Consider the following 19,055-nt stretch of genomic DNA (forward strand, 5'->3'; position numbering starts at 1 on the left):
TGAACGCACGCCTGTAGTGAGGACAAGATGAACCAGCGCGAATACCTGCTTGAGGGTCCGGCGGAACCGGTGACACCGATGGCTCCCCAGAGCACCCACATGGGCGATCTGCTCGATACGCTCTATGCAGGCCGCAAGACGATCCTGATCGCCACGACGATCTTCACGCTCGTCGGCGTGACGTACGCGATGCTCGCGCATCCGGTCTACGAATCGGACATGCTCATTCAGGTGGAGGAGTCGCCGAATCCCGCGAAAACGGCGCTCGCCGATCTTTCGCCCAATTTTGTGCTCAAGACCGGCGCGTCCGCGGAAATGGAGGTGCTGCGTTCGCGGCTCGTCGTGTCGTCGGCCGTGAATTCGACGCGGCTCTTTATCCGCGCGATGCCCCGCTATTTTCCGGTAATCGGCTACTGGGCGGCGCGGCATCTGAACCTTGGCCAGTGGTTGCGATGGGGCGGGTACGCGTGGGGCAGCGAAGCGATCGACGTGGCCCAGTTCGACGTGCCGAACCGCATGTACGGCAAGCCGTTCGTCGTGACTTATCACGGCAACGGCGCCTATACGCTGGAGTCAGAGGGCGTCGAGCTCAAAGGGCAGGTGGGCCAGCTGCTGCACGAACCGGTCGTGGGCGGTGCGATCGACCTGCTCGTGAAAGGCATCGACGCGCGAGCGGGCACGCGCTTCGATCTGGCTCGCGAATCCGAATTGAGCGCGATTCAAACCTTGCAGGCCGGGCTGATGATTTCGGAGAAGGGTAAGGAATCTGATGTTATCGGCGTGGCGCTCGACGGCGACGACCCTCTGCTGACGAGCAACATTCTCAATGCGATCGGCAACGAATACGTGAGGCAGAACGCGCAGCGTACGCAGGAAGAAGCGCAGAAGTCGATTGCGTTCCTCGACCAGCAGCTGCCGCTACTCAAGACGCAGCTCGAAACGGCCGAGAACGAATACAACAAGTTTCGCTCGGAACATGGCGCCGTGAACCTCGGTGCCGAAGCGGCAGCGCTGTTGCAGAGTTCGGCGACGGCGCAGCAGCGTATCGCGGAGTTGCGTCAGCAGCGCGCGCAGTTGATGGCGCGCTTCACGCCGGACAATCCCGCGCTCGTCGCGGTCAACGGAGAACTGGACGAAGCGCAGAGGTCGCTCGGCGAGCTTTCCGCGCAGACGCGCGCGCTGCCGCCCGTCGAGCAGGGGCTCGTGCGCCTGCAGCGTGAAGTGACGGTCGATACGAACATCTATACGAATCTGCTCAACAACCGCGAGCAGATGCGCCTGCTCAAAGCGGGCCGCGTGTCGAACGTGCACATGATTGACGCTGCGGTGCCCGTGGATACGCCGGTTCGGCCCAAGCGCGCCGTTCTCGTCGTCGCGGCGATGTTCACGGGGCTGTTCGTCGGCATCGCGCTCGTGCTGCTGCGCCAGCGGCTGAGTCGCGGCGTGACGCTCGTGGACGAGATCGAAGTGGGCACGGGCCTCGCCGTCTTCGCCGCTCTGCCGCGCAGCCGCGTGCAGCAGACGCTCACGCGCCGCCTGCCGAACAATGCACCGGGCGAGAACACGGTGCTCGCGCACACGGCAGTCTTCGACGCGGCCGTCGAGCGATTGCGCGGTTTTCGCAGCGCGCTCGAATATTCGCTGAGAACGGCGGCCAATCGCATCGTGCTGCTGGCAGGGCCGACGCCGATGGTGGGCAAGTCGTTCGTCTCGGTCAATCTGGCCGCGGTGTTCGGCGCGGCGGGCAAGCGTGTGCTGTTGATCGACGCGGATCTGCGTCGCGGCACGCTGAACCGGCACGTGGGCGTACCGAGCACGCCCGGCGTCGCGGACATCGTTGAAGGCAACCGGCCCTATGACGAAGTGGTGTACCGCGATGTGATGCCGGGCGTCGACTTCGTCGCGACCGGCGGCTACGTGACCAACGCGAGCGAGCTGCTGCGCCAGGAGCGCTTCAAGGAATTCACGGACTGGGCCAATGCGACGTACGACCTCGTGCTGATCGACGCGCCGCCGATCTTGCCGGTGGCGGATGCGGGGATCATCGGCAAGCTCGCGGACACGGTGTTCGTCGTCGCGCGCCAGGGGGCTACGAGTCTCGCCGATCTGCGCGAGTCCGTGCGCCGCTTCGAGCAGGTCGGCGTACCGATTCGCGGCGTGATCTTCAACGACATCACATCGCGTCCGGGCCGATACGGCAACGACTATGCCGCGTATGGCTATTCGAGCTACGGATTCGCCAAGGACGTCGGAACGCCGGAGCGGTGATGTGTGGCGAATGCGGCGGGGGCGCGGTGCCTCCGCCCTGTGGTGGCACTGTTCGTCCAGTTGTTCAGGATAACTTCGCATACAAAGTCGGGTTCGGCATGAGCGACGCCGAACATTCTCCGCGCAAAAGATCGGCGACACTCAAGACGATATCTATTGCGTGGCGTGGCTTGCCGAGTCCGGTCGTGTGTCGCAGTTATTTCGCACGCGGATGACGTCCAGTCATGAACGATGCCCTGAACTTTGTCGATGAAGCCCGTGCAAGCCCCCAACCTGCTGATCAATGGCCGCTTTCTCGGCCGCCGTGCGACGGGTGTCGATCGCTTCGCGTTCGAGACGATCCGCGCGCTCGATCAATTGATCGAACTGGGTGATCCGCTCGTCGCTGGATTGCGCACTGAGATCGTCGTGCCCGAAGCGCTGGCCAGTGTGCCGAATCCGTTTCGGCACGTCGGATTGCGCGCGAGCGGAAAAGGCGGCGGTCTGCGCTGGGAGCAGTTCGCGTTGCCCCAGGCGGCGCGTGGCCGGTTGCTGCTCAATCTCTGCAATTCGGGTCCGCTGTTGTATCGCCGTCAGGTGACGGTGCTGCACGACGCAGCGCCCGCGCGCGTGCCCGATAGTTACAGCAGGTCCTTCGTCGCGTGGTATCGGCTGATGGCGCCGTGCATTGGCCGCGTATCGCAGCGCGTGATTACCGTGTCGGAATTCTCGCGGCGCGAACTCTGCGATGCGTACCGGATTCCGCCAGGCAAGATCGGCGTCGTGTCCGAGAGCGGCGAGCACATGCTGCGCGTGCAAGAGGACGAAGAGGGTGTGGCGCCGAGGCTGAACGGGCGTCCCTTCGTGCTCGCGGTCGGAAGCCTCAACCGGCACAAGAATTTTCGGCTCATCGCCGAGGCGGCGCGCCATATCGTCGATGCGCAATTCGACATCGTGGTGGTGGGTGGTGGCGATGCGCGCGTGTATGGCGCGGAAGCGGGCGAGAGCGCGTTGCCTGCGTTCGTGAAGCACCTCGGTTACGTGAGTGACGGCGAACTGGCCGCGCTCTATCGGCGTGCTGCGTGTTTTGTCTATCCGTCGCGCTATGAAGGTTTCGGGCTGCCGCCTGTCGAGGCATTGGCATTGGGCTGTCCGGTCATCGCGTCGAGGCTTCCGGCTGTGCAGGAGGCGTGCGGCGACGCGGCGCTCTATACATCGCCGGACGATCCAGCAGAACTCGCGTGCCTGCTCGAACGGATCACCGCCGACGCCGCGTTGCGCGCGAGCCTGCGCGAGCGCGGCCGCGCACGCACGAGTGAACTGACCTGGCGCGCCACCGCGGCCAGGTTGATCGAGGAGATTTCGCCGTGGCTAATGTGATACTCGCCACAAGCCCTGTCAACGACGTCAATCGCTTTGGCCGCGTCGCGCTCGTGCACGACTGGCTCGCTGCGTACGCGGGATCGGAGAAGGTCGTCGAGCAGATTCTGCAGATCTTTCCGGACGCCGATCTGTACAGCCTCGTTGATTTCTTCCCCGAGTCGCTGCGTGGCGTGCTCGGCGGAAAACACGCGCATACGTCCTTCATTCAGAATCTGCCGCGAGCGCGCAAATCGTTTCGCAAATATCTTCCGCTGATGCCGCTCGCGATCGAGCAGTTCGACCTGTCCAGTTACGATCTCGTGATTTCGTCGAGCCATGCCGTGGCCAAGGGTGTATTGACTGGGCCGAATCAGGTCCATGTGAGCTACGTACATTCGCCGATTCGCTACGCGTGGGATCTGCAGCATCAATATCTCAACGAGGCCGGACTGCGGCGCGGAATGAAGAGCTGGCTCGCGCGCCTACTGCTGCACTACATGCGGATCTGGGATCATCGCACCGCGTTTGGCGTCGATGCGTTCGTCGCCAATTCGGCCTTCGTGGGGCGACGCATTCACAAGGTCTATGGATGCGATGCCGCCGTGGTCTATCCACCGGTCGATGTCGAACGGTTCGCACTGAGCACGCAGCGCGAGGACTTCTACCTGATCGCGTCTCGCATGGTGCCGTACAAGCGCATTCCGCTCGTCGTCGAGGCGTTTGCGGCGATGCCTTCGCGTCGCCTCGTGGTGATCGGCGACGGTCCCGATATGCCGCGCGCGAAGGCGTTCGCGGGTCCAAATGTGACGCTGCTCGGCTATCAGTCCGACGAACGGCTGGTGGATTTCATGCAACGCGCGCGCGCATTCGTTTTCGCTGCGGAAGAAGACTTCGGTATTTCGGTCGTCGAAGCGCAGGCATGCGGTACGCCCGTTATTGCTTTGCGTCGTGGCGGCGTGCGGGAGATCGTCGTCGAATCGTCGGATTCGGAACGGGCGACGGGGCTCTTTTTCAACGAGCAGAGCGTGGCTTCTATCGTCGATGCCGTGGAGCGCTTCGAACAGTACCCGCCGTTTAACGCGGAAGTTTGCCGCCGCAATGCCCTGCGTTTTACGAGGGAGCGCTTCAAGCGCGAATTCCTCGCGGTGGTCGAGCGGACGATGGCCGCGAACAGAGTGAGCGCCGATCCGGTGCCGGAGATCCGTCGCCGTCGCTCAGCCTGAAACATTGCGATAACGAGTCCGATCACGCACGAGCAAGCACGAGCAAGCACGCGCACGCGGTGACCGGATGTGGGGGTGAAGCAAGTGGGATTGACGATATTCGGCCTGGTGGTATTCGTCACCGGACTCGCCGTACTGTATACGTCGTTTCGCGGCGCGATCTACTGGATGGCAGTGTATTCGCTGTTCGGATGCACGCTTGCGCTGGGACTACCCGGCGGGATCGGTATTCTGCCCGCGCAGCTATTTCTCCTTTTTTTCGTCGTCAGAGCTTTCAATCTTGCGGGCGGCAAGCAGATCGCCAATGCGTTTGCGATCGACAAGCCCGGATTCTGGCTGCTTTGCACCAGCCTGTGGGGCGTATTCGGCGCCATTGTGCTGCCGCGTCTCCTTCGCGGTTCGACGCTGGTTTTTCCGGTTGATCGCACGATGTCCGGTGCTGTCATGCTGCAGCGGCTCGGCCCCGTTTCCGGCAATCTTTCGCAGGCGACCTATTGCCTTGGCGATGTCGTCCTGTACGGCTGCATGTATGCGCTTCTGAAATATCGCGGCGCGTATCGCGCGCTTGCGACCGGCATTTTTCTGCTTGCGTTTCTCGATGTGCTCGCGGGCGTGATCGATGTCGGCACGCATGCGGTCGGCCTCGATGTGATGTCGGTCATCAAGACGGCTCAGTACGCCGATCTGAGCGGCGAGGTCATGGGTGGGCTGATTCGCATCTCTGGGACGTTCAGCGAAGCATCCGCGTTTGCGAGCTTCACGCTGCCGCTCTTTGCTTTTTGCCTCAATCTCTGGCTGGTCGGTTATCGCCGGAAAGTGGCCGGCGCGCTCGCTTTCGGGACGGGCATGCTCTTGCTGCTGTCCACATCGGGGACGGCCTATGCGGGGCTAGGGACGTACTTACTCGTGCAGTTGTTCAGCCGGCCGGGCCGCATCGCGCGCAGCGCCGTCGCGCGCAAGCAGCGCCTCTGGATCCTCTGCGCCTGCGCGGGCGTGCTGGCCGCGCTCTACGCCGTGCTCTTCCTGCCGGGCGTGGTGAAGGTGCTCGGCGATTTCGTCAATCTCGCCGTACTGGGCAAGGCCGCTAGCGATTCGGGCGTCGAGCGGATGAGCTGGAACGCGCAGGGTGTGAAAAATTTCTTCGATACATACGGAATCGGTGTGGGCCTCGGCAGTATTCGCTCGTCGAGCTTTCTCGTGGTGGTGCTCGCGAACCTCGGCGTCGTGGGCGTGGTCTGCTACGGGTTGTTCGTTGGCAAGTCGCTCCTGGCGCCTCTGCCTGCCCAGTACCCGCCAACCGAGCGCGCAGTCTCCTACGCGGCACGGCACGGCATGATCGCGACGTTGATCGCGGCTTCACTGGCGGCCGGGGTGTTCGAACTCGGCTCGTGTTTCTACCTGTTTGCAGCCGCCGCGGGCGCGCTTCCATTGAGTGCGTCGCGACGCGTGCCCGAGCGTCAGGGATGGCTTGCGCAGCAAGTTCATGAATGATTGGCCGCGTCGCTTCCGGTTGCCTGGTACGTAAGCGCTCTATATGCACGCGTTTGCGTGGGGTAAGCAGCAGTGCGACGGATTGCGTATCGATATCGTCGTAGGGATGCTTTACGGATTCGGGAGAAGTACCCATTCGAGCATGATTTCGGGCACGCATTGACCTACGAGGTGAAGATTGAAATCGAATGTCTGTCCGTGGGAGATCCTGTCGGGGGAAACGAGCGAGCCATCGCTCGCCAAGGAAGCGAAGATCTGTCTGATCTTTCCCACTCGCGGCCGGGCGGCAGTGCTTGAACGCGTCGTTGCGCTGGTCGATTTGCAGACGGTAAAGCCGGATCTGATCATCGTCTCCTGCGTAACGGATGAGGACGCAGGTGATCTCGCAAACCGGCCCGGAATACTCGTGATCAAAGGGCCGCCCGGCAGTTCCGTGCAACGTAATCATGCATTGAGTTATGTGCCGGCTGACTTCGACGTTGTGATCATCCTTGACGACGATTTCCTCATGCATGGCCGATGGACTGCAGAAGCGCTAAAGGCCTTCGATAGTGATCCCGCCATTGCGTGCGTCACCGGAACGGTATTCGCCGATGGCGCTCGCGGACCCGGTTACTCCGTTGAAGAAGGACTGGCGATACTCGAAAAGACCAGCGACCCTCCGCAAAGCATGAACGTCGTTTCGACCGGTGGCCCTTACGGCTGCAACATGGCGTTTCGGGCAAGCAGCATTGCGGGACTGCGTTTTGATGAACGCCTCGTTCTCTATGGCTGGCAGGAGGACCGCGATTTTGGCGGCCAGATCTGGAATCTGGGCTATCGCGTCGTTCGCATCAACACGGCGCTCGGTGTGCATCTGGGCGTCAAGGCGGGCAGGGTTTCAGGCCGCAAGCTCGGCTATTCACAGGTCATCAATCCGCTCTATCTGGTGCGCAAGAAAACCATGCCGTTGCGCGATGCGGTCGATCACATTCTGCGTAACGTCGCGAGCAATGTCGTGCGAAGCATTTCGCCGGAACCGTGGATCGATCGCCGGGGAAGGCTGGGCGGCAATTTGATCGGATTATGGGATTTCGTACGAGGCAGGCTGACACCCGAGCGGGCGGCAAAGCTATAAAAGCCGGCTAAGCGGCCCGGCCTGACCCTCTGCCAATGAGACGGTGCTGTATGTACAAGACGATTGCGTTCAACGGCAAGTTCTTCGGGGCGGCGCCAACCGGCGTGCATCGGGTTGCCGAACAACTCATTGCGGCAACCGATGCGTTGATTGCCGAGCATTCCGTGAGCGGCGCCGACTATGCGGTGGTAATCAGGACGGGCGTCAACGTTCCGTCTTACCGCAATATTCTGTGCGTTCACGAGAGTTCGCTGGCTCGCGGGATGCACAGAATCGCCTGGGAGCAATGCTATCTCCCGGTGGCTCGCAGAAAGGATTTCATTCTCAATCTCTGCAATCTCGGGCCGCTCTATCATCGCGATTGCGCGACGTTGATACACGACGCTCAGGTGTATTCAGCACCCGATTCGTATTCGCGGTCGTTCAGGCTCTGGTACAAGTTTCTTTTCTTTTTTATCGGCAGACGGCACAAGCTCATTGTTACCGTCTCGGAGTTCTCGAAGAAGGAGCTCGTCCATTATGGCGTTGCCAGTGCGGACAAAATCGTCGTCGTCCATAACGGCTGCGATCATGTTCTGCGGATACCGCCGGACGACGGACAGCTCGCAACGTTGAATCTCACGCCGGGGCGCTATGTCCTCGCGCTCGCCACTACGCAGAAGCACAAGAACATCGCGATCGTTCTAAAGGCGTTCGCGAAGCCTCAACTGAAGGACGTGCAGCTCGTGCTTTTCGGCGGGGCACGTCGAGCCGATTTCGAAAACCTCGGACATGCCGTGCCGCCCAATGTGCAATTTGCCGGCCGCGTCACCGATCCTGAACTCGTGGGGTTGATGATGCACGCCGGCGCGCTTGCGTTCCCATCGCTGACCGAAGGATTTGGCTTGCCGCCACTGGAAGCCATGGCGCTGGGATGTCCTGTTGTGGCTGCGCCGTATGGGGCGCTTCCGGAGGTCTGCGGCGACGCCGCGCTTTATGCAGACCCTTTCGATCCGGACGCGTGGAGCCAGAACATTCGAACACTGCTCGACGTTGAAACGGTACGGCAATCGATGATATCGGAGGGCCGGCGGCAGGCCGGCAACTTCACGTGGAAACAGGCGGCGCGAAAGCTGTTTGAGGCGGTTAATGCCGTGACGCCCACGTAGGGGGAATAGAGCTCCTTCCAACACCGTCCAACCGTCTCAAGCGTGCTAGCGGCGGTGCGCCACCAGTCGCGACTTCAGATGGTCAGCCAACCGGATCGCGAGCGCCATGATAACCATCGTCGGATTGGCGTGACCGCTGGTCGGGAAAACGGAGGCGCCTGCCACGTAAAGGCCGCGTATGCCGTGTACCTGACATGTGTCATCCACGACGCTCGTCGCGGGGTTCAGCCCCATTCGCGTGGTCCCGGCAGTATGGGCCATGTCATGCAATACGATCTTCGCCGTGTCACCCGCTGCGATTTCCGGCGAAAGTTCGAACCCCGGGATACCCGCGGCGTTTAGATCCTGTTTCAAAAGCTGCGCGAACGTCAGGACCGCCCGCTTCATGAAATCACCCGCCTCCCATGTAATACGGGCGAGCGGGAGCCCGAGGCGGTCGCGTCGGTCGGACAGCGTGATACGGTTATCGGGCGACGGTGGTTGCTCGCAAATCAGACTTAGCGTAAGCGCTTCAATTTTTCGCGCAGTGCCTTTAGCCGCGTAGTTTCGAGCAACAAAATTGGCATTCAGCAGAACTGCGGCGTCAGCAATCAGGCGGCGCAGCCGGTAAGGCATTTTCGGGCTGCCCAGGATTCTGCGACCGACGAAACTCAGGACCATCCCGGGGCTTTTAACGACCAGCAGCATATCCGACATCGGACGCTCGCTCTGCCTCGTTGCCAACCGCTTCAGCGCGAGCATGGGGTCATCATTCGAAATATGCATATCCGCAAAAACGGCCATGTTGGGCAGACCTTCGCCTTTCTGGACTTCTTTGCGAAGAGCGAGTCCGTGAGAATAGATAAAGACTCGATAGTTCTTCTGCAGCGGGAAAAACCCCAGCAACGTGGCGGCATGTGTCTGGCTGTCCGGCGAAACAGTGCCCAGCGATATGCACGGATGATCGGTCAGGTAGCGCCCGACTACATCATGAGTATTTCCGAGCGCGCCGCCCGCGAGATCTTTCGACATGAGCAGCAAGCGGGCATTTTCTATCGCGCCGGCGGCGAGCACCACGTGGGCCGATTGAACGGTACTCGTCCTGCTACCAGAGAGCGATGAAATGATCTCCACCCCCGTTATCCCATCTGCGTCGAGCGTCACCGCAGAGACCGTCGCGTTGAACACGACCGTCACGTCGTGATGTGTCTCTCGCCTGAATTCGGGTCCGAATCGCATGACGTCCAGTGTGTCGTGACGATCGCGGGAGAATTGCCAGAAGAACGACGTCAAGCTTTGCATTCGCGTAATTTCGGCCGGTTCCTTCAGTTTCGCGGCGTCCCAGAACGCGCGATCGTGGATGATCGGTCCCAGGTCGAGCCGTTCGGCGGCCCGATTGATATAAGGTGCGATGGCCGCGGAATCGATTGGCCATCCGGAGTTCGGTATCCACTCGCGCTGAACAAAATCCACCGTGTCGAAGGGCGCCACCTTGCCTGCCCAGCGGGTTGTCGATCCCCCCAGGACACGGCACCGGACACCGAATTTCTGGGTCTCGCCGCTCCAGAACTTCAATTGGTGGCTATGGAATTTTTGACGCGCCTGCTGAATGTCAACGTTGTTAAGCGACCCCTGCACTTCCACCCGGTTCAGTGCCTCGTGGCCGGAGGATTCCTGGAGTCCGCCGCTTTCCAGAAGCAGAATCTTTAGCCCAAGGCCGGACAGTTCACGCACGATGGTCAATCCAGCGGCACCGCCGCCAACAACGATGAGATCAAATGGCTCGCTACCGATGGGCGACGCGGCGTCTTCTTCGAAATCGATAAAGTGCGTCATCTTTCAATGGCCTCAATTTCGCGTTGAAGATAGATTCTGGTGCCCAAAAAGGGAATAACGAGTGCGACCGGGTTCATTCGCATCAATCGCGCGTTATTCTTCGCGCGGGCGCAAGGCGATCACGGTGTCGCCGGTCGAAAAGACTTGCCGGATCAGACCGGAGCGAAACAGGCAGAAGAGCAGCGCCGTCAACAACGTAAGTTCTCCAGTCAGCCGCGCAGCCACCATACCCATCGCCCCCCAATGGATCGCGAGCGGAATGGCGACAAGCAGGTTGACAATCGCGTTCGCCACGCCGACGCGGGCGAGCAGGCTTTCGCGATGACGGGGAATCAGGAAATAGAGGGCGAGCCACTGATTCGACACGCTCAACGGCAAGACCAGCACGAAAACCTTAAGCACGGGAACGGATTGCTGAAAATCTTTGCCGAGCACGAACGGCACGGCCCAATCCGCGAGGAGCATCGTGCAGGCGACTGCGCCGATCGCGCCAATCAGGGTGAACGCCAATATTCGCCGCGCGAGTCGGTTGGCTTTGGCGGGGTCTACGGTAACCAGATACTGGACCTTCGGAACGAGCACCTGCGCTGCGGGCATCGTGAGGCTGAGACCGACCGAGATGAGACGCTCGGCCACGCCGAACGCGCCGACCTCGGTTACCGGCGCAAAAATGGACAGGATGTACGTCGAGGCGTTGATCATCAGAACGGACGTGCTGGCGAAGATAAAAATGACTTTCGAGCGATGGATCAAATCGATGCCGTCGCGTATCGACGAGAACCAGTTGGAAAACTCCCGGCGGATCGATCCGAAGGCCAGCGCCAACTGGCCTAAGCACGAAGCCAACAGCAAAGGGAAGACCCACACAAGGTCGGAAGGTTGATGCACGAACGTGAAGATGAGGGCGAGCGAAATGACGAATCCGGCGACCTCAATCAGGACGCTTCGCCTGGCTCGCCCCGTGCTCGTGAAATACCAGCCTACGTTGAATGAACCGAGCAGGCCGAGAAGTACTGCCGCGCCGCTGAGCAGGGGGTGTTCGGAAAGCACGGGCGAAAGCGCGATGGCCCCGATTCCGAAAATCCCGGTCGGGATACACAGCAGCAGCCGGCCGGTCATCTGGCTCGACAGGATTGTCGCGCGTTCGGCGTCGCTCGTGGAGTGGACCGTGTCACGTCCGCCGACGGTAGGGAATCCGAAGCTTGTGAATCGCATGAGCGAATTCGACAGCGACATGCCGGCCAGTACGACGCCGTATCCTGTCGCCCCTAGCGTTCTCGCATAGAAGGGCAGGAGCAGGATGGGGTAGACGTAACGCAGGATGTACGCGATATACGTCGACGCCAGCTCTGCACGAGCTCTTGAGGACTTCACTGGATTCATGAATTTCCCGTGTACCGGAATCTGATTGTTGTTCGCACGAGGCGATGCAAATGCGGGGGAGTGACTTCACAAAGGTCACGTCTCAGCATTCAGGCTGTGCCCAGTTGACCGGCCGAACGGATCAACGGCTCGCTCTCGTAGTGCGTGCGGCGCGTCTTTCGCGCAGCGGGGCTCGACATTTCGGTCCAGGTCGATCCGCGACGTTGCGTGGTGTTGCGTGGGATCGCGCGCACACACGGTCCTGGCGCTTATTGTGAACAACGGAAGGTGACACGTTAGTGCGAGGGCGTACGCAGGACAGGCTATTTGCCGTCGACGACGATCGTTTGTGAGGCCGTGCCGCACCGCGTCATGCGTGGTGCGCAAGATCGCAAACAATGCGGCCCACACCACGTTCTGGGGCAGTTAATTCGCATGCATTGGCCGGGCATTTCTATAATTTCGCGGGATATGCCCGGCCTGTTGCGGGGCGCACTGCGTTTTGCCTGGCATTGCACGAACGTGTGCAGCTCGGGCGTGGAGCCGGCTATGCGCGCCGTGCATGTCGGGTCAGACTGGAGAAGGCGGTTGGACTATGCGTCGTTTGCCTCTAGCGTTGCTGGTCGCGTTTTGCTGCGCATTGACCGTGGCTGGCGTAACTTTTGCGACACTGGCCGTGGCTGAACTGTTCCATCGGCCACCCGCCGCGGTGTCGTCGGTGTCCGCCAGGATACGGCTGGCAGTGCTCGGCGATTCGGACAGCCAGTCCTACCATGACACGCTGATGCTCGGCGATCCCGGCCAGCGAGGCGGCCCCTGGCGCGCGACCACGTGGCAGTGGACCGAGGTGCTGGCCCGGCTGCGCGGCGATCAGATCGACCTCGGCGAATGGGGTGCCTGGGGCGCCGGCAAATATCGCGCCGCGCTCAACGAAGTCCTCGGTTTTTCCGCCCGCATGCCGCCCAAAGAGGACTACCGCTACGATTTCGCGGTCAGCGGCGCCTGGTGCGGCCAATTGATGGGACAGTCGCAGCGTCAGGCGATCCGTCTTGTCGATCTGATGAACACGGAGCCGCAAGCCTGGCGAGGCGGCATTGTGCTGATCCGGATCGGCGTCAACGATATCGGCGGGCATGATGTGCTTGATGCACTGTCCCGCGATCCGACTGCATCGCGTCCCATCGCCCTGATCGACGGCTGCATCGACGCAATTGGTCAGGCCGTCGCCCTGATCCGCAAGCGGCATCCACAGACCTATGTCGTGCTTGTGGGTGTGCTCAGCAATGCGGATTGGTCGGACGAGTTCGACAATTGGCAATCGGCGAGAGAGATCGCCAATATCGATGCGGGGATGGATCGTTTCGACAATGGCTTGCGCAAGCTGGCCGCGGCGGATCGCCATGTCTACTTTCTCGACGATCGCGCCTGGTTCAGAAACGTGTGGGGCGCACGCGACGACCATGGCCGGCCGGCATACAAGACGGTGCATCTGTCACCAGGCTGGGCGATCACCAATACGATTGGCGACGATCCGCACAATGCCCTCGTGTCCGACGGTCATGCGGGCGTGGTCTTGAACACGCTGTGGACGCAGCACCTCGTCACCTCGCTGAACACTGCATTCGGTTTGCACCTCAAACCGGTTACCGATGCCGAGGTCATCGGCTTTCTGCAGCCGAGCTTTGCAGCAGGCATGCGGCCATTGTCCGCGGCCTCGTCGAAGTAGCGCGCCATGAGTGACGGCGAACATTCGCCGGCACGCAGATCGACCACACTCGACATCATATTAATTGCGTGAAGTGATCGGCTCGCACGACGAGTTTGTATTTCGAGCGATTTTCGACCGCTACAAGGCCGCGGCGCGTTTCGCTTTGCATGCGCTGTCGACTATGGGAACTGCAATGTCTCAAGTTATCCGCGATTTTCTGTACACGTCCGTCGCCGATAAACTCGTCAATCTGCCGCTTGCGCCCACCTCGCTCGCGATCGGTTCGCGCAAGCTCGACATACTTCTGATCGGCACGTGCGGCGTCGACATTCTCGCGAGCCGCAGCGTGAATAGCGGACATACGATCCGGCACATTCTGATGGGATCGAAACAATACAATCCCGTGCCGGACGCCAGCCCGACCGACGACGTGGCCGTCGCGAGCCTGACGCTGCGTCACATTCTGAGCGACGCGACGCAAATGCCCGAGCCCGTGGTGGACATGGTCTTTGCCCGGCTCCAGTCGGAAGACGAGGCGCGCGCTCTTCTCGAGCGGGTGGCGGAACTGATTGCGCAAAAGGTCGCGCAGATCGTAGAGAAGATCACGACGGTTCCGGTTTTGTTCATGTCGTTTTTCGAGCCGAGCTTTAATTACATGGGCGATCTCATCGACCCATTCGGCCCGACGTCGCCCGCCCGTCTGGTTCGCGAGATGAACCGGCTGTTGTCCGATACGGTCCGGAAAACGAGTAACGGCTATTTTCTCGACGCCAATGAGATTTTGAATTTCGTCGGTCGCCGACATCTGCAGGACGATGTACTCGCGAGCAGTTCGCATGCCTCGTTCATCAACGACTGGGATTTCAAGCGCGATGCCAATCGGCTGAACGCGCCAAAAGCGCTCGTCAATGTCGTCACCCATGAAGTCGCCACGCGCGAATTTTCGCTTGCGATCCTGTCGCGGATCGAGGCGATCGTGAAGATCGTCGCGCAGCAAAACCCGGTGAAGCTGATCATCGTCGATCTCGACGATACGATGTGGCGGGGCGTGGCGGCGGAAGGCGACGGCGTGAGTCTGGATGAGCGCATCGAAGGCTGGCCGGTAGGACTTGCCGAAGCGCTGATGTTCTTCAAGAAGCGCGGCGGCCTGCTGGCGATCTGCAGCAAGAACGACGAAGCGCCCACCATCGAACGGTTCAACGCGATCTGGCGCGGCGCCATCACCCTCGACGACTTTGCCAGTGTCCGCATCAACTGGCGGCCGAAGTCGCAGAACATCCTCGAAATCCTGAAGGAAGTCAATCTGCTTCCCGGCAACTGCGTTTTCATCGACGACAACGACCGCGAGCTATCCGAGGTGAAGGCGGCGATTCCAGACATTCGGTGCCTCGGCGGAAATCATTACGACTGGCGGCGCATCATCCTGCGATCGGCCGAAACTCAGGTTCCGCTCGTCACTGCGGAATCCTCGCAGCGCACGGATCTCGTGCGCGCCCTCGCGCAGCGCGAAGCCGGCTTCACTGCGACGAGCGGCGTATCGCGCGAGGCGTGGCTGACGTCGCTGGAGCTTCGCCAGTCGTTCTTCCTGATCAGGACGCCAAAATCCCGGCACTTCGATCGTGCGTTCGAGCTGCTCAACAAGACCAATCAATTCAATACAACCGGCAAGCGCTGGGAGAAAGCCGAGTTCGAGAAGTTCATCAGCAAAGGCGGCTATTGCGTCGTGTCGTCGCTGCGTGACAGGTTGATCGATAACGGCATCGTCTCGGTTTGTCTGATCAACAACGAGACTATCGTGCAGGTCGTGTTGTCGTGCCGTGTATTTGGACTGGGCGCGGAGCTGGTTGTCGGCGCGATTGCGACACGGCTGGCGCTCAAATCGCACCCGGAGATCCGGGCCGAGTTGATCGATACCGGAAAGAACGCGACGTGCCACGATTATTTTCAGCGCATCGGCTTTACCCAGACGCAGGCGGGATTGCGCGCGAACGCCGTGCATGAGCCGCCGCCGTACATCGAAATCGAGAATCTCGGTGCGTCGGATTTTCCTCCTGTACAGATTCAGGGGCGCTAGACCGGCACTGGAAAAAGTAAACAAAAGAAAAGAAAAAAATAGAAAATTGGTGGGGAAATGTAAGCATCCGCACAGATGTTCGTCGACGCACATTGGGGCGGTGGGCACGCTGGTAGGCTAGGGACAGTGTTCTCCAAGCTGCGAGGTGCACCATGTCCCATGACGGCGCCAATGAGGCTTTAGCCGACACTTCAAGCACACTGTCCTCAGACGGCAAGATTCTTCAGGCCTGCAAGGACGAATTCAAAAGCAATTTCAATCTGAATTCGTTCAAATTCACTCATACGTTGCATCAGAGCGGTTTGTTCGAGATTCCCCGAATCGCGCAGGTCGCGAGGCGGATGATCGACAGGCCGGGCAGTTTCACTGCGCTTAATTTCAGTCAGGGTACGGTCGCCTCGAAGTTCAGCGCCAGTCCAAAGGACGCGCGGCTGGACGATACGATTGCGCGTCTTGGCGAAAGCGGAACATGGGTCAAGCTCACATGCGCGCAGAATTACGACGCCGAGTATGCGCAGGTCCTCGACACGGTGACGTCCGAACTTGAAAGTCTGTCCGGCTGGCCATTGCACCGGGACATTACCTGGGTCTCGATGACGCTGTTGCTCTCGTCGCCGAAGATCGCAACGCCATTTCATATCGATCACGAAACCAACTTCCTTTTCCAGTTGCAGGGATCGAAGGACGTATGTCTCTTCCCGCCGAACGATCGCGAGTTGCTGACGGATAAGGAGATCGAAACTTACTACAGCGGTAATTTCGAAGCGGCGCTGTATCGGCGGGAATTGCAGGATCGCGGCACGGTTTATCGACTCGCTCCGGGCGAAGTCGTCCATAACCCGTCACTCGCGCCGCATTGGGTCAAGAACGACGACAACATTTCGGTGAGCATCAGCATCAACTATTGCCTGAAGCCACTCGATGCGCGCGCCAGGGTTTATCAGGCAAATTACATTCTTCGCAGCATGGGCATGCATCCGTTGCCGCCTGGGCTTTCGCCCATGCGCGACCGCGTGAAGAGAACGGTCCTCTCGACGCTGGAACACCGCAATCCGAAGAGTTTTTCCGATGTCATCCACACGCCGATTAACCGGTTGCGTTCGCCGTTGAAGGCGGTCCGCCGGCTGGTTCGGCACTGACCCAAGCCCGCTTCGCTGGAGCACGCTCGAGCGTGCTCCAGCGAACACTCACGCATTGGCGCGGTTCGGCAATGCGGCGGGTGCATCCTGCTGGTCGACACCGGTTTCATTGCCGCTGTCCGTTTCGATCGTGGACAGCCGATCGCGCAATTGCTGGCCGATGATCGCCGCGCCCGCCGGACGGAAGATTTCGTCGTGCATGCCCGGAATCTCCGTGACGACCATCTTGCCGGTCAACACCTCCCGCCATCCGAGAGACCAGTCGAACAGACGCCCCCTCAGCACCTGATCGCTGCGAAAGACCTGCACTTCGCCGTCATAGGGCGCCGGACGATAACGCGCCTGCTGGGCGAGCAGATATTCGATGTACCAGCGCTTATCGGCGAGTACATGCTCTGTCGTTTCGCCCTTGATCAGGCCGAGCCTGAGCGCGAGGTCCGCGATGCCCAGCCGCCGGATGATCCGGTATTGCTTGAGGAACGAGTACATCGAGGCTTCGCCGCGCAGGGCTTTGCGAAAGTCGCGCGGGATGTTGTCCGCGCGCACCTGCAGCTTGCGCAATTGCCGGTCGTACCAGGGCATCATCTCGCGATAGCCGGGGCACCACGAGTCGTTGAGGATCACCAACTCGACCGTCTCGCCGTCGCGCCGCAATTGATGCGCTGCTTCCAGCGACATGGCGCCGAGCACGCAGTGTCCCATGAGGATATAAGGCCCCTGTGGCTGGGCCAGCCGGATCAGCCGCACGGCGTCCGCGGCGAGGTCCTGGAACGCGCGCGGCGGGAACGCGCGCGGGCTTCCTTCCGGCACCATCGGGATGTCGATGAGCGGCCGCTCGGCGCCGATCTGCTGCGCCAGTCCATAGAGCACGGCCATGTTGTTGAGCGCGATGACGGGCGTCCCCGGCGCATCCTCGTTGTATCGCACGATATTGCGCGCTTTCTCTGCCAGCTCGGCCTGACTCATGAAGCCGCTCGGGCCGACGCCTTGCACGATGCTCGCCGCCGCTTTCCTCGGCGCATGTGCCGCGATTTCAGCAGTTTCCAGCACCTCCCGCCAATTCGCCAGATGCCGGTCGATCGTCGCAACATCGTAGAGATCCGTGTCGCCTTCACACGAAATACGCCAGCCCTCCGGGCGCCGCACCATGAAGAAGTTGAGATCGTAGAGCGCGCCCGCGTTGAAGGAGGGCGAAGTCGTCGCGGCGAAATCCTGACGTCGAACCTCGTCGCCGACGCCGACGAAGCTCTGCTGCAACGCGAAATTGACCGAGCAGAGTGGCGGCTGATTCATGTCGGCGGCCTCGCCGGCCATTTCCCTCATCTCTTCGAACGGCACGTGGAGATGTTCGATGGCGTCACTGAGCTTCGCGCCGCATTGCGCCGTGACCGACGCGAGGGTGCTGCCCGGCGCGACGTCGAGGCGAAGGATCACCGTATTGATGAGCGGCCCGACCACGCCTTCGAGTTCTTGCTGATCGCGCACGGACATCTGCGTGCTGATGGCGACGCGCGTGCGGCGGGCCGCCGGTTGCAGCGCCATCGCGAGGCCTGCGGCCGCAACGCTGAACAGCGTCACGCCCTGCGCTTTGGCGGCGGCGATGAGGCGCTCGCTCAGCGCGCCCGGCAACAGAGTCGAGCGAATGATGCCCTGGAAGCGCCGCTCCTGTGGACGCGGACGATCGCCGGGCACGTCGAAGCGGCTGAAATCGTGTAGCTCGCCGCGCCAATGCGCGCGAGCGCGATCGAGGGCGCCGCTCGCGAGGAACTCCTCTTTCCAGAGCGCGTAGTCGCCGTGGTGCAGATCGACATCGGGAAGTCCGGCATCGTGGCCAACATGAAGCGCGGCCAGTCCTTCCACGAGTTCGCGCGTGAGGATCGCGAAGGACCAGCCGTCCATCACGAGCGAATGGAAAGTCAGCTGCAATTCTCCCTGTGTGGACGACCTCGGCAACCACACGGCCCGGAAGAACGACGGCGACGACAAGTCGAACGGCGTGCGCGCCTGCTTTCCGCCGACGCGCTCGGCCTCGGCAAGCGCGTCCTTTTCGTCCAGGTCGGTGAGGTCGATCACGTCGAGCACAAACGGTGCGTGACTCCAGACTTGCTGGCGCAAGCCCGCACCCGTCATCAGGAAGCCGGTGCGCAGGATCTCGTGGCGCGCGACGAGCTCGGCCAGCACCTGTTCGATGCTCGCGGCATCGAGCGGCCCCGACAATTGCAGCCGGAACGCGATATTCAGCGCGGAGGCCTTCGGCGATGCCTTCTGCTCATGCCAGAACCGCACCTGGCACGCGGTCGCGGGAAACAGCGCGTGGCCGGTTTCGGTCTGCTGGGCAGGGGCGAAATTCGCGGCTATGCCATTCATCG

General features: G+C 61.1%; 12 protein-coding genes. 9 read left to right on the plus strand and 3 right to left on the minus strand.

The genetic code is table 11. The features are described from left to right. Positions 1-27 precede the first annotated feature (27 nt). The 6 genes from L0U80_RS02895 to L0U80_RS02920 all read left to right on the plus strand — a co-directional run bounded on the left by L0U80_RS02895 (position 28) and on the right by L0U80_RS02920 (position 8,588). Positions 28-2,268 (plus strand): polysaccharide biosynthesis tyrosine autokinase, encoded by a 2,241-nt coding sequence (locus L0U80_RS02895; RefSeq protein WP_233862408.1) that lies wholly within the window; start codon positions 28-30, stop codon positions 2,266-2,268. Between the two features lie 249 nt (positions 2,269-2,517). Then, on the plus strand, positions 2,518-3,627 hold the full coding sequence (locus L0U80_RS02900) for a glycosyltransferase family 4 protein (RefSeq protein ID WP_233862409.1): 1,110 nt from the start codon (positions 2,518-2,520) through the stop codon (positions 3,625-3,627). Continuing rightward, the gene (locus tag L0U80_RS02905; RefSeq protein WP_233862410.1) at positions 3,615-4,832 is read left to right on the plus strand and encodes a glycosyltransferase family 4 protein; all 1,218 of its coding nucleotides are present in this window, start codon (positions 3,615-3,617) and stop codon (positions 4,830-4,832) included. The genes L0U80_RS02900 and L0U80_RS02905 overlap by 13 nt, the downstream gene beginning before the upstream one ends. 75 nt (positions 4,833-4,907) lie before the next feature. Beyond that, positions 4,908-6,323 carry a hypothetical protein gene (locus L0U80_RS02910; RefSeq protein WP_233862411.1) on the plus strand — a complete coding sequence of 472 codons (1,416 nt, stop codon included), beginning with the start codon at positions 4,908-4,910 and terminating at the stop codon, positions 6,321-6,323. A gap of 178 nt (positions 6,324-6,501) precedes the next feature. Next, positions 6,502-7,440 (plus strand): glycosyltransferase family 2 protein, encoded by a 939-nt coding sequence (locus L0U80_RS02915; RefSeq protein ID WP_233862412.1) that lies wholly within the window; start codon positions 6,502-6,504, stop codon positions 7,438-7,440. Positions 7,441-7,490: 50 nt separating this feature from the next. Continuing rightward, positions 7,491-8,588, plus strand: a complete 1,098-nt coding sequence (locus L0U80_RS02920) for a glycosyltransferase family 4 protein (RefSeq protein ID WP_233862413.1) — start codon at positions 7,491-7,493, stop codon at positions 8,586-8,588. Positions 8,589-8,633: 45 nt separating this feature from the next. On the opposite strand, the gene L0U80_RS02925 is transcribed toward L0U80_RS02920, so the two are convergent. Further along, positions 8,634-10,403 (minus strand): GMC oxidoreductase, encoded by a 1,770-nt coding sequence (locus L0U80_RS02925; RefSeq protein WP_233862414.1) that lies wholly within the window; start codon positions 10,401-10,403, stop codon positions 8,634-8,636. A 93-nt stretch (positions 10,404-10,496) separates the two neighbouring features. Next, a complete protein-coding gene (locus L0U80_RS02930) occupies positions 10,497-11,786 on the minus strand; it encodes an oligosaccharide flippase family protein (RefSeq protein WP_233862415.1) in 1,290 nt (429 codons plus the stop codon). 655 nt (positions 11,787-12,441) lie between these two features. On the opposite strand from L0U80_RS02930, the gene L0U80_RS02935 reads away from it, so the two are divergent. From L0U80_RS02935 to L0U80_RS02945, 3 genes are all read left to right on the plus strand, one after another. Beyond that, positions 12,442-13,491, plus strand: coding sequence for an SGNH/GDSL hydrolase family protein (locus L0U80_RS02935; protein ID WP_233862416.1), 1,050 nt, complete (start codon positions 12,442-12,444; stop codon positions 13,489-13,491). Between the two features lie 175 nt (positions 13,492-13,666). Beyond that, positions 13,667-15,547: an HAD-IIIC family phosphatase gene (locus L0U80_RS02940; RefSeq protein ID WP_233862418.1), complete on the plus strand. Its 1,881-nt coding sequence runs from the start codon at positions 13,667-13,669 to the stop codon at positions 15,545-15,547. Between the two features lie 152 nt (positions 15,548-15,699). Then, positions 15,700-16,686, plus strand: coding sequence for a cupin-like domain-containing protein (locus L0U80_RS02945; protein ID WP_233862420.1), 987 nt, complete (start codon positions 15,700-15,702; stop codon positions 16,684-16,686). A gap of 48 nt (positions 16,687-16,734) precedes the next feature. Here L0U80_RS02945 and L0U80_RS02950 read toward each other — a convergent pair whose 3' ends face one another. Then, the gene (locus L0U80_RS02950) at positions 16,735-19,053 is read right to left on the minus strand and encodes a condensation domain-containing protein (protein ID WP_233862421.1); all 2,319 of its coding nucleotides are present in this window, start codon (positions 19,051-19,053) and stop codon (positions 16,735-16,737) included. Between the last annotated feature and the right edge of the window lie 2 nt (positions 19,054-19,055).

The sequence above is a fragment of the Paraburkholderia adhaesiva genome, assembly GCF_021390575.1.
Taxonomy (GTDB): Bacteria; Pseudomonadota; Gammaproteobacteria; order Burkholderiales; family Burkholderiaceae; genus Paraburkholderia; species Paraburkholderia adhaesiva.

Excerpts from the sequence above, each read along its gene's own strand:
- L0U80_RS02900 (WP_233862409.1), top strand. The coding sequence starts at position 2,518 with ATGAAGCCCGTGCAAGCCCCCAACCTGCTGATCAATGGCCGCTTTCTC.
- L0U80_RS02930 (WP_233862415.1), bottom strand. The coding sequence starts at position 11,786 with ATGAATCCAGTGAAGTCCTCAAGAGCTCGTGCAGAGCTGGCGTCGACG.
- L0U80_RS02920 (WP_233862413.1), top strand. The coding sequence starts at position 7,491 with ATGTACAAGACGATTGCGTTCAACGGCAAGTTCTTCGGGGCGGCGCCA.
- L0U80_RS02950 (WP_233862421.1), bottom strand. The coding sequence starts at position 19,053 with ATGAATGGCATAGCCGCGAATTTCGCCCCTGCCCAGCAGACCGAAACC.
- L0U80_RS02895 (WP_233862408.1), top strand. The coding sequence starts at position 28 with ATGAACCAGCGCGAATACCTGCTTGAGGGTCCGGCGGAACCGGTGACA.
- L0U80_RS02945 (WP_233862420.1), top strand. The coding sequence starts at position 15,700 with ATGTCCCATGACGGCGCCAATGAGGCTTTAGCCGACACTTCAAGCACA.
- L0U80_RS02940 (WP_233862418.1), top strand. The coding sequence starts at position 13,667 with ATGTCTCAAGTTATCCGCGATTTTCTGTACACGTCCGTCGCCGATAAA.
- L0U80_RS02925 (WP_233862414.1), bottom strand. The coding sequence starts at position 10,403 with ATGACGCACTTTATCGATTTCGAAGAAGACGCCGCGTCGCCCATCGGT.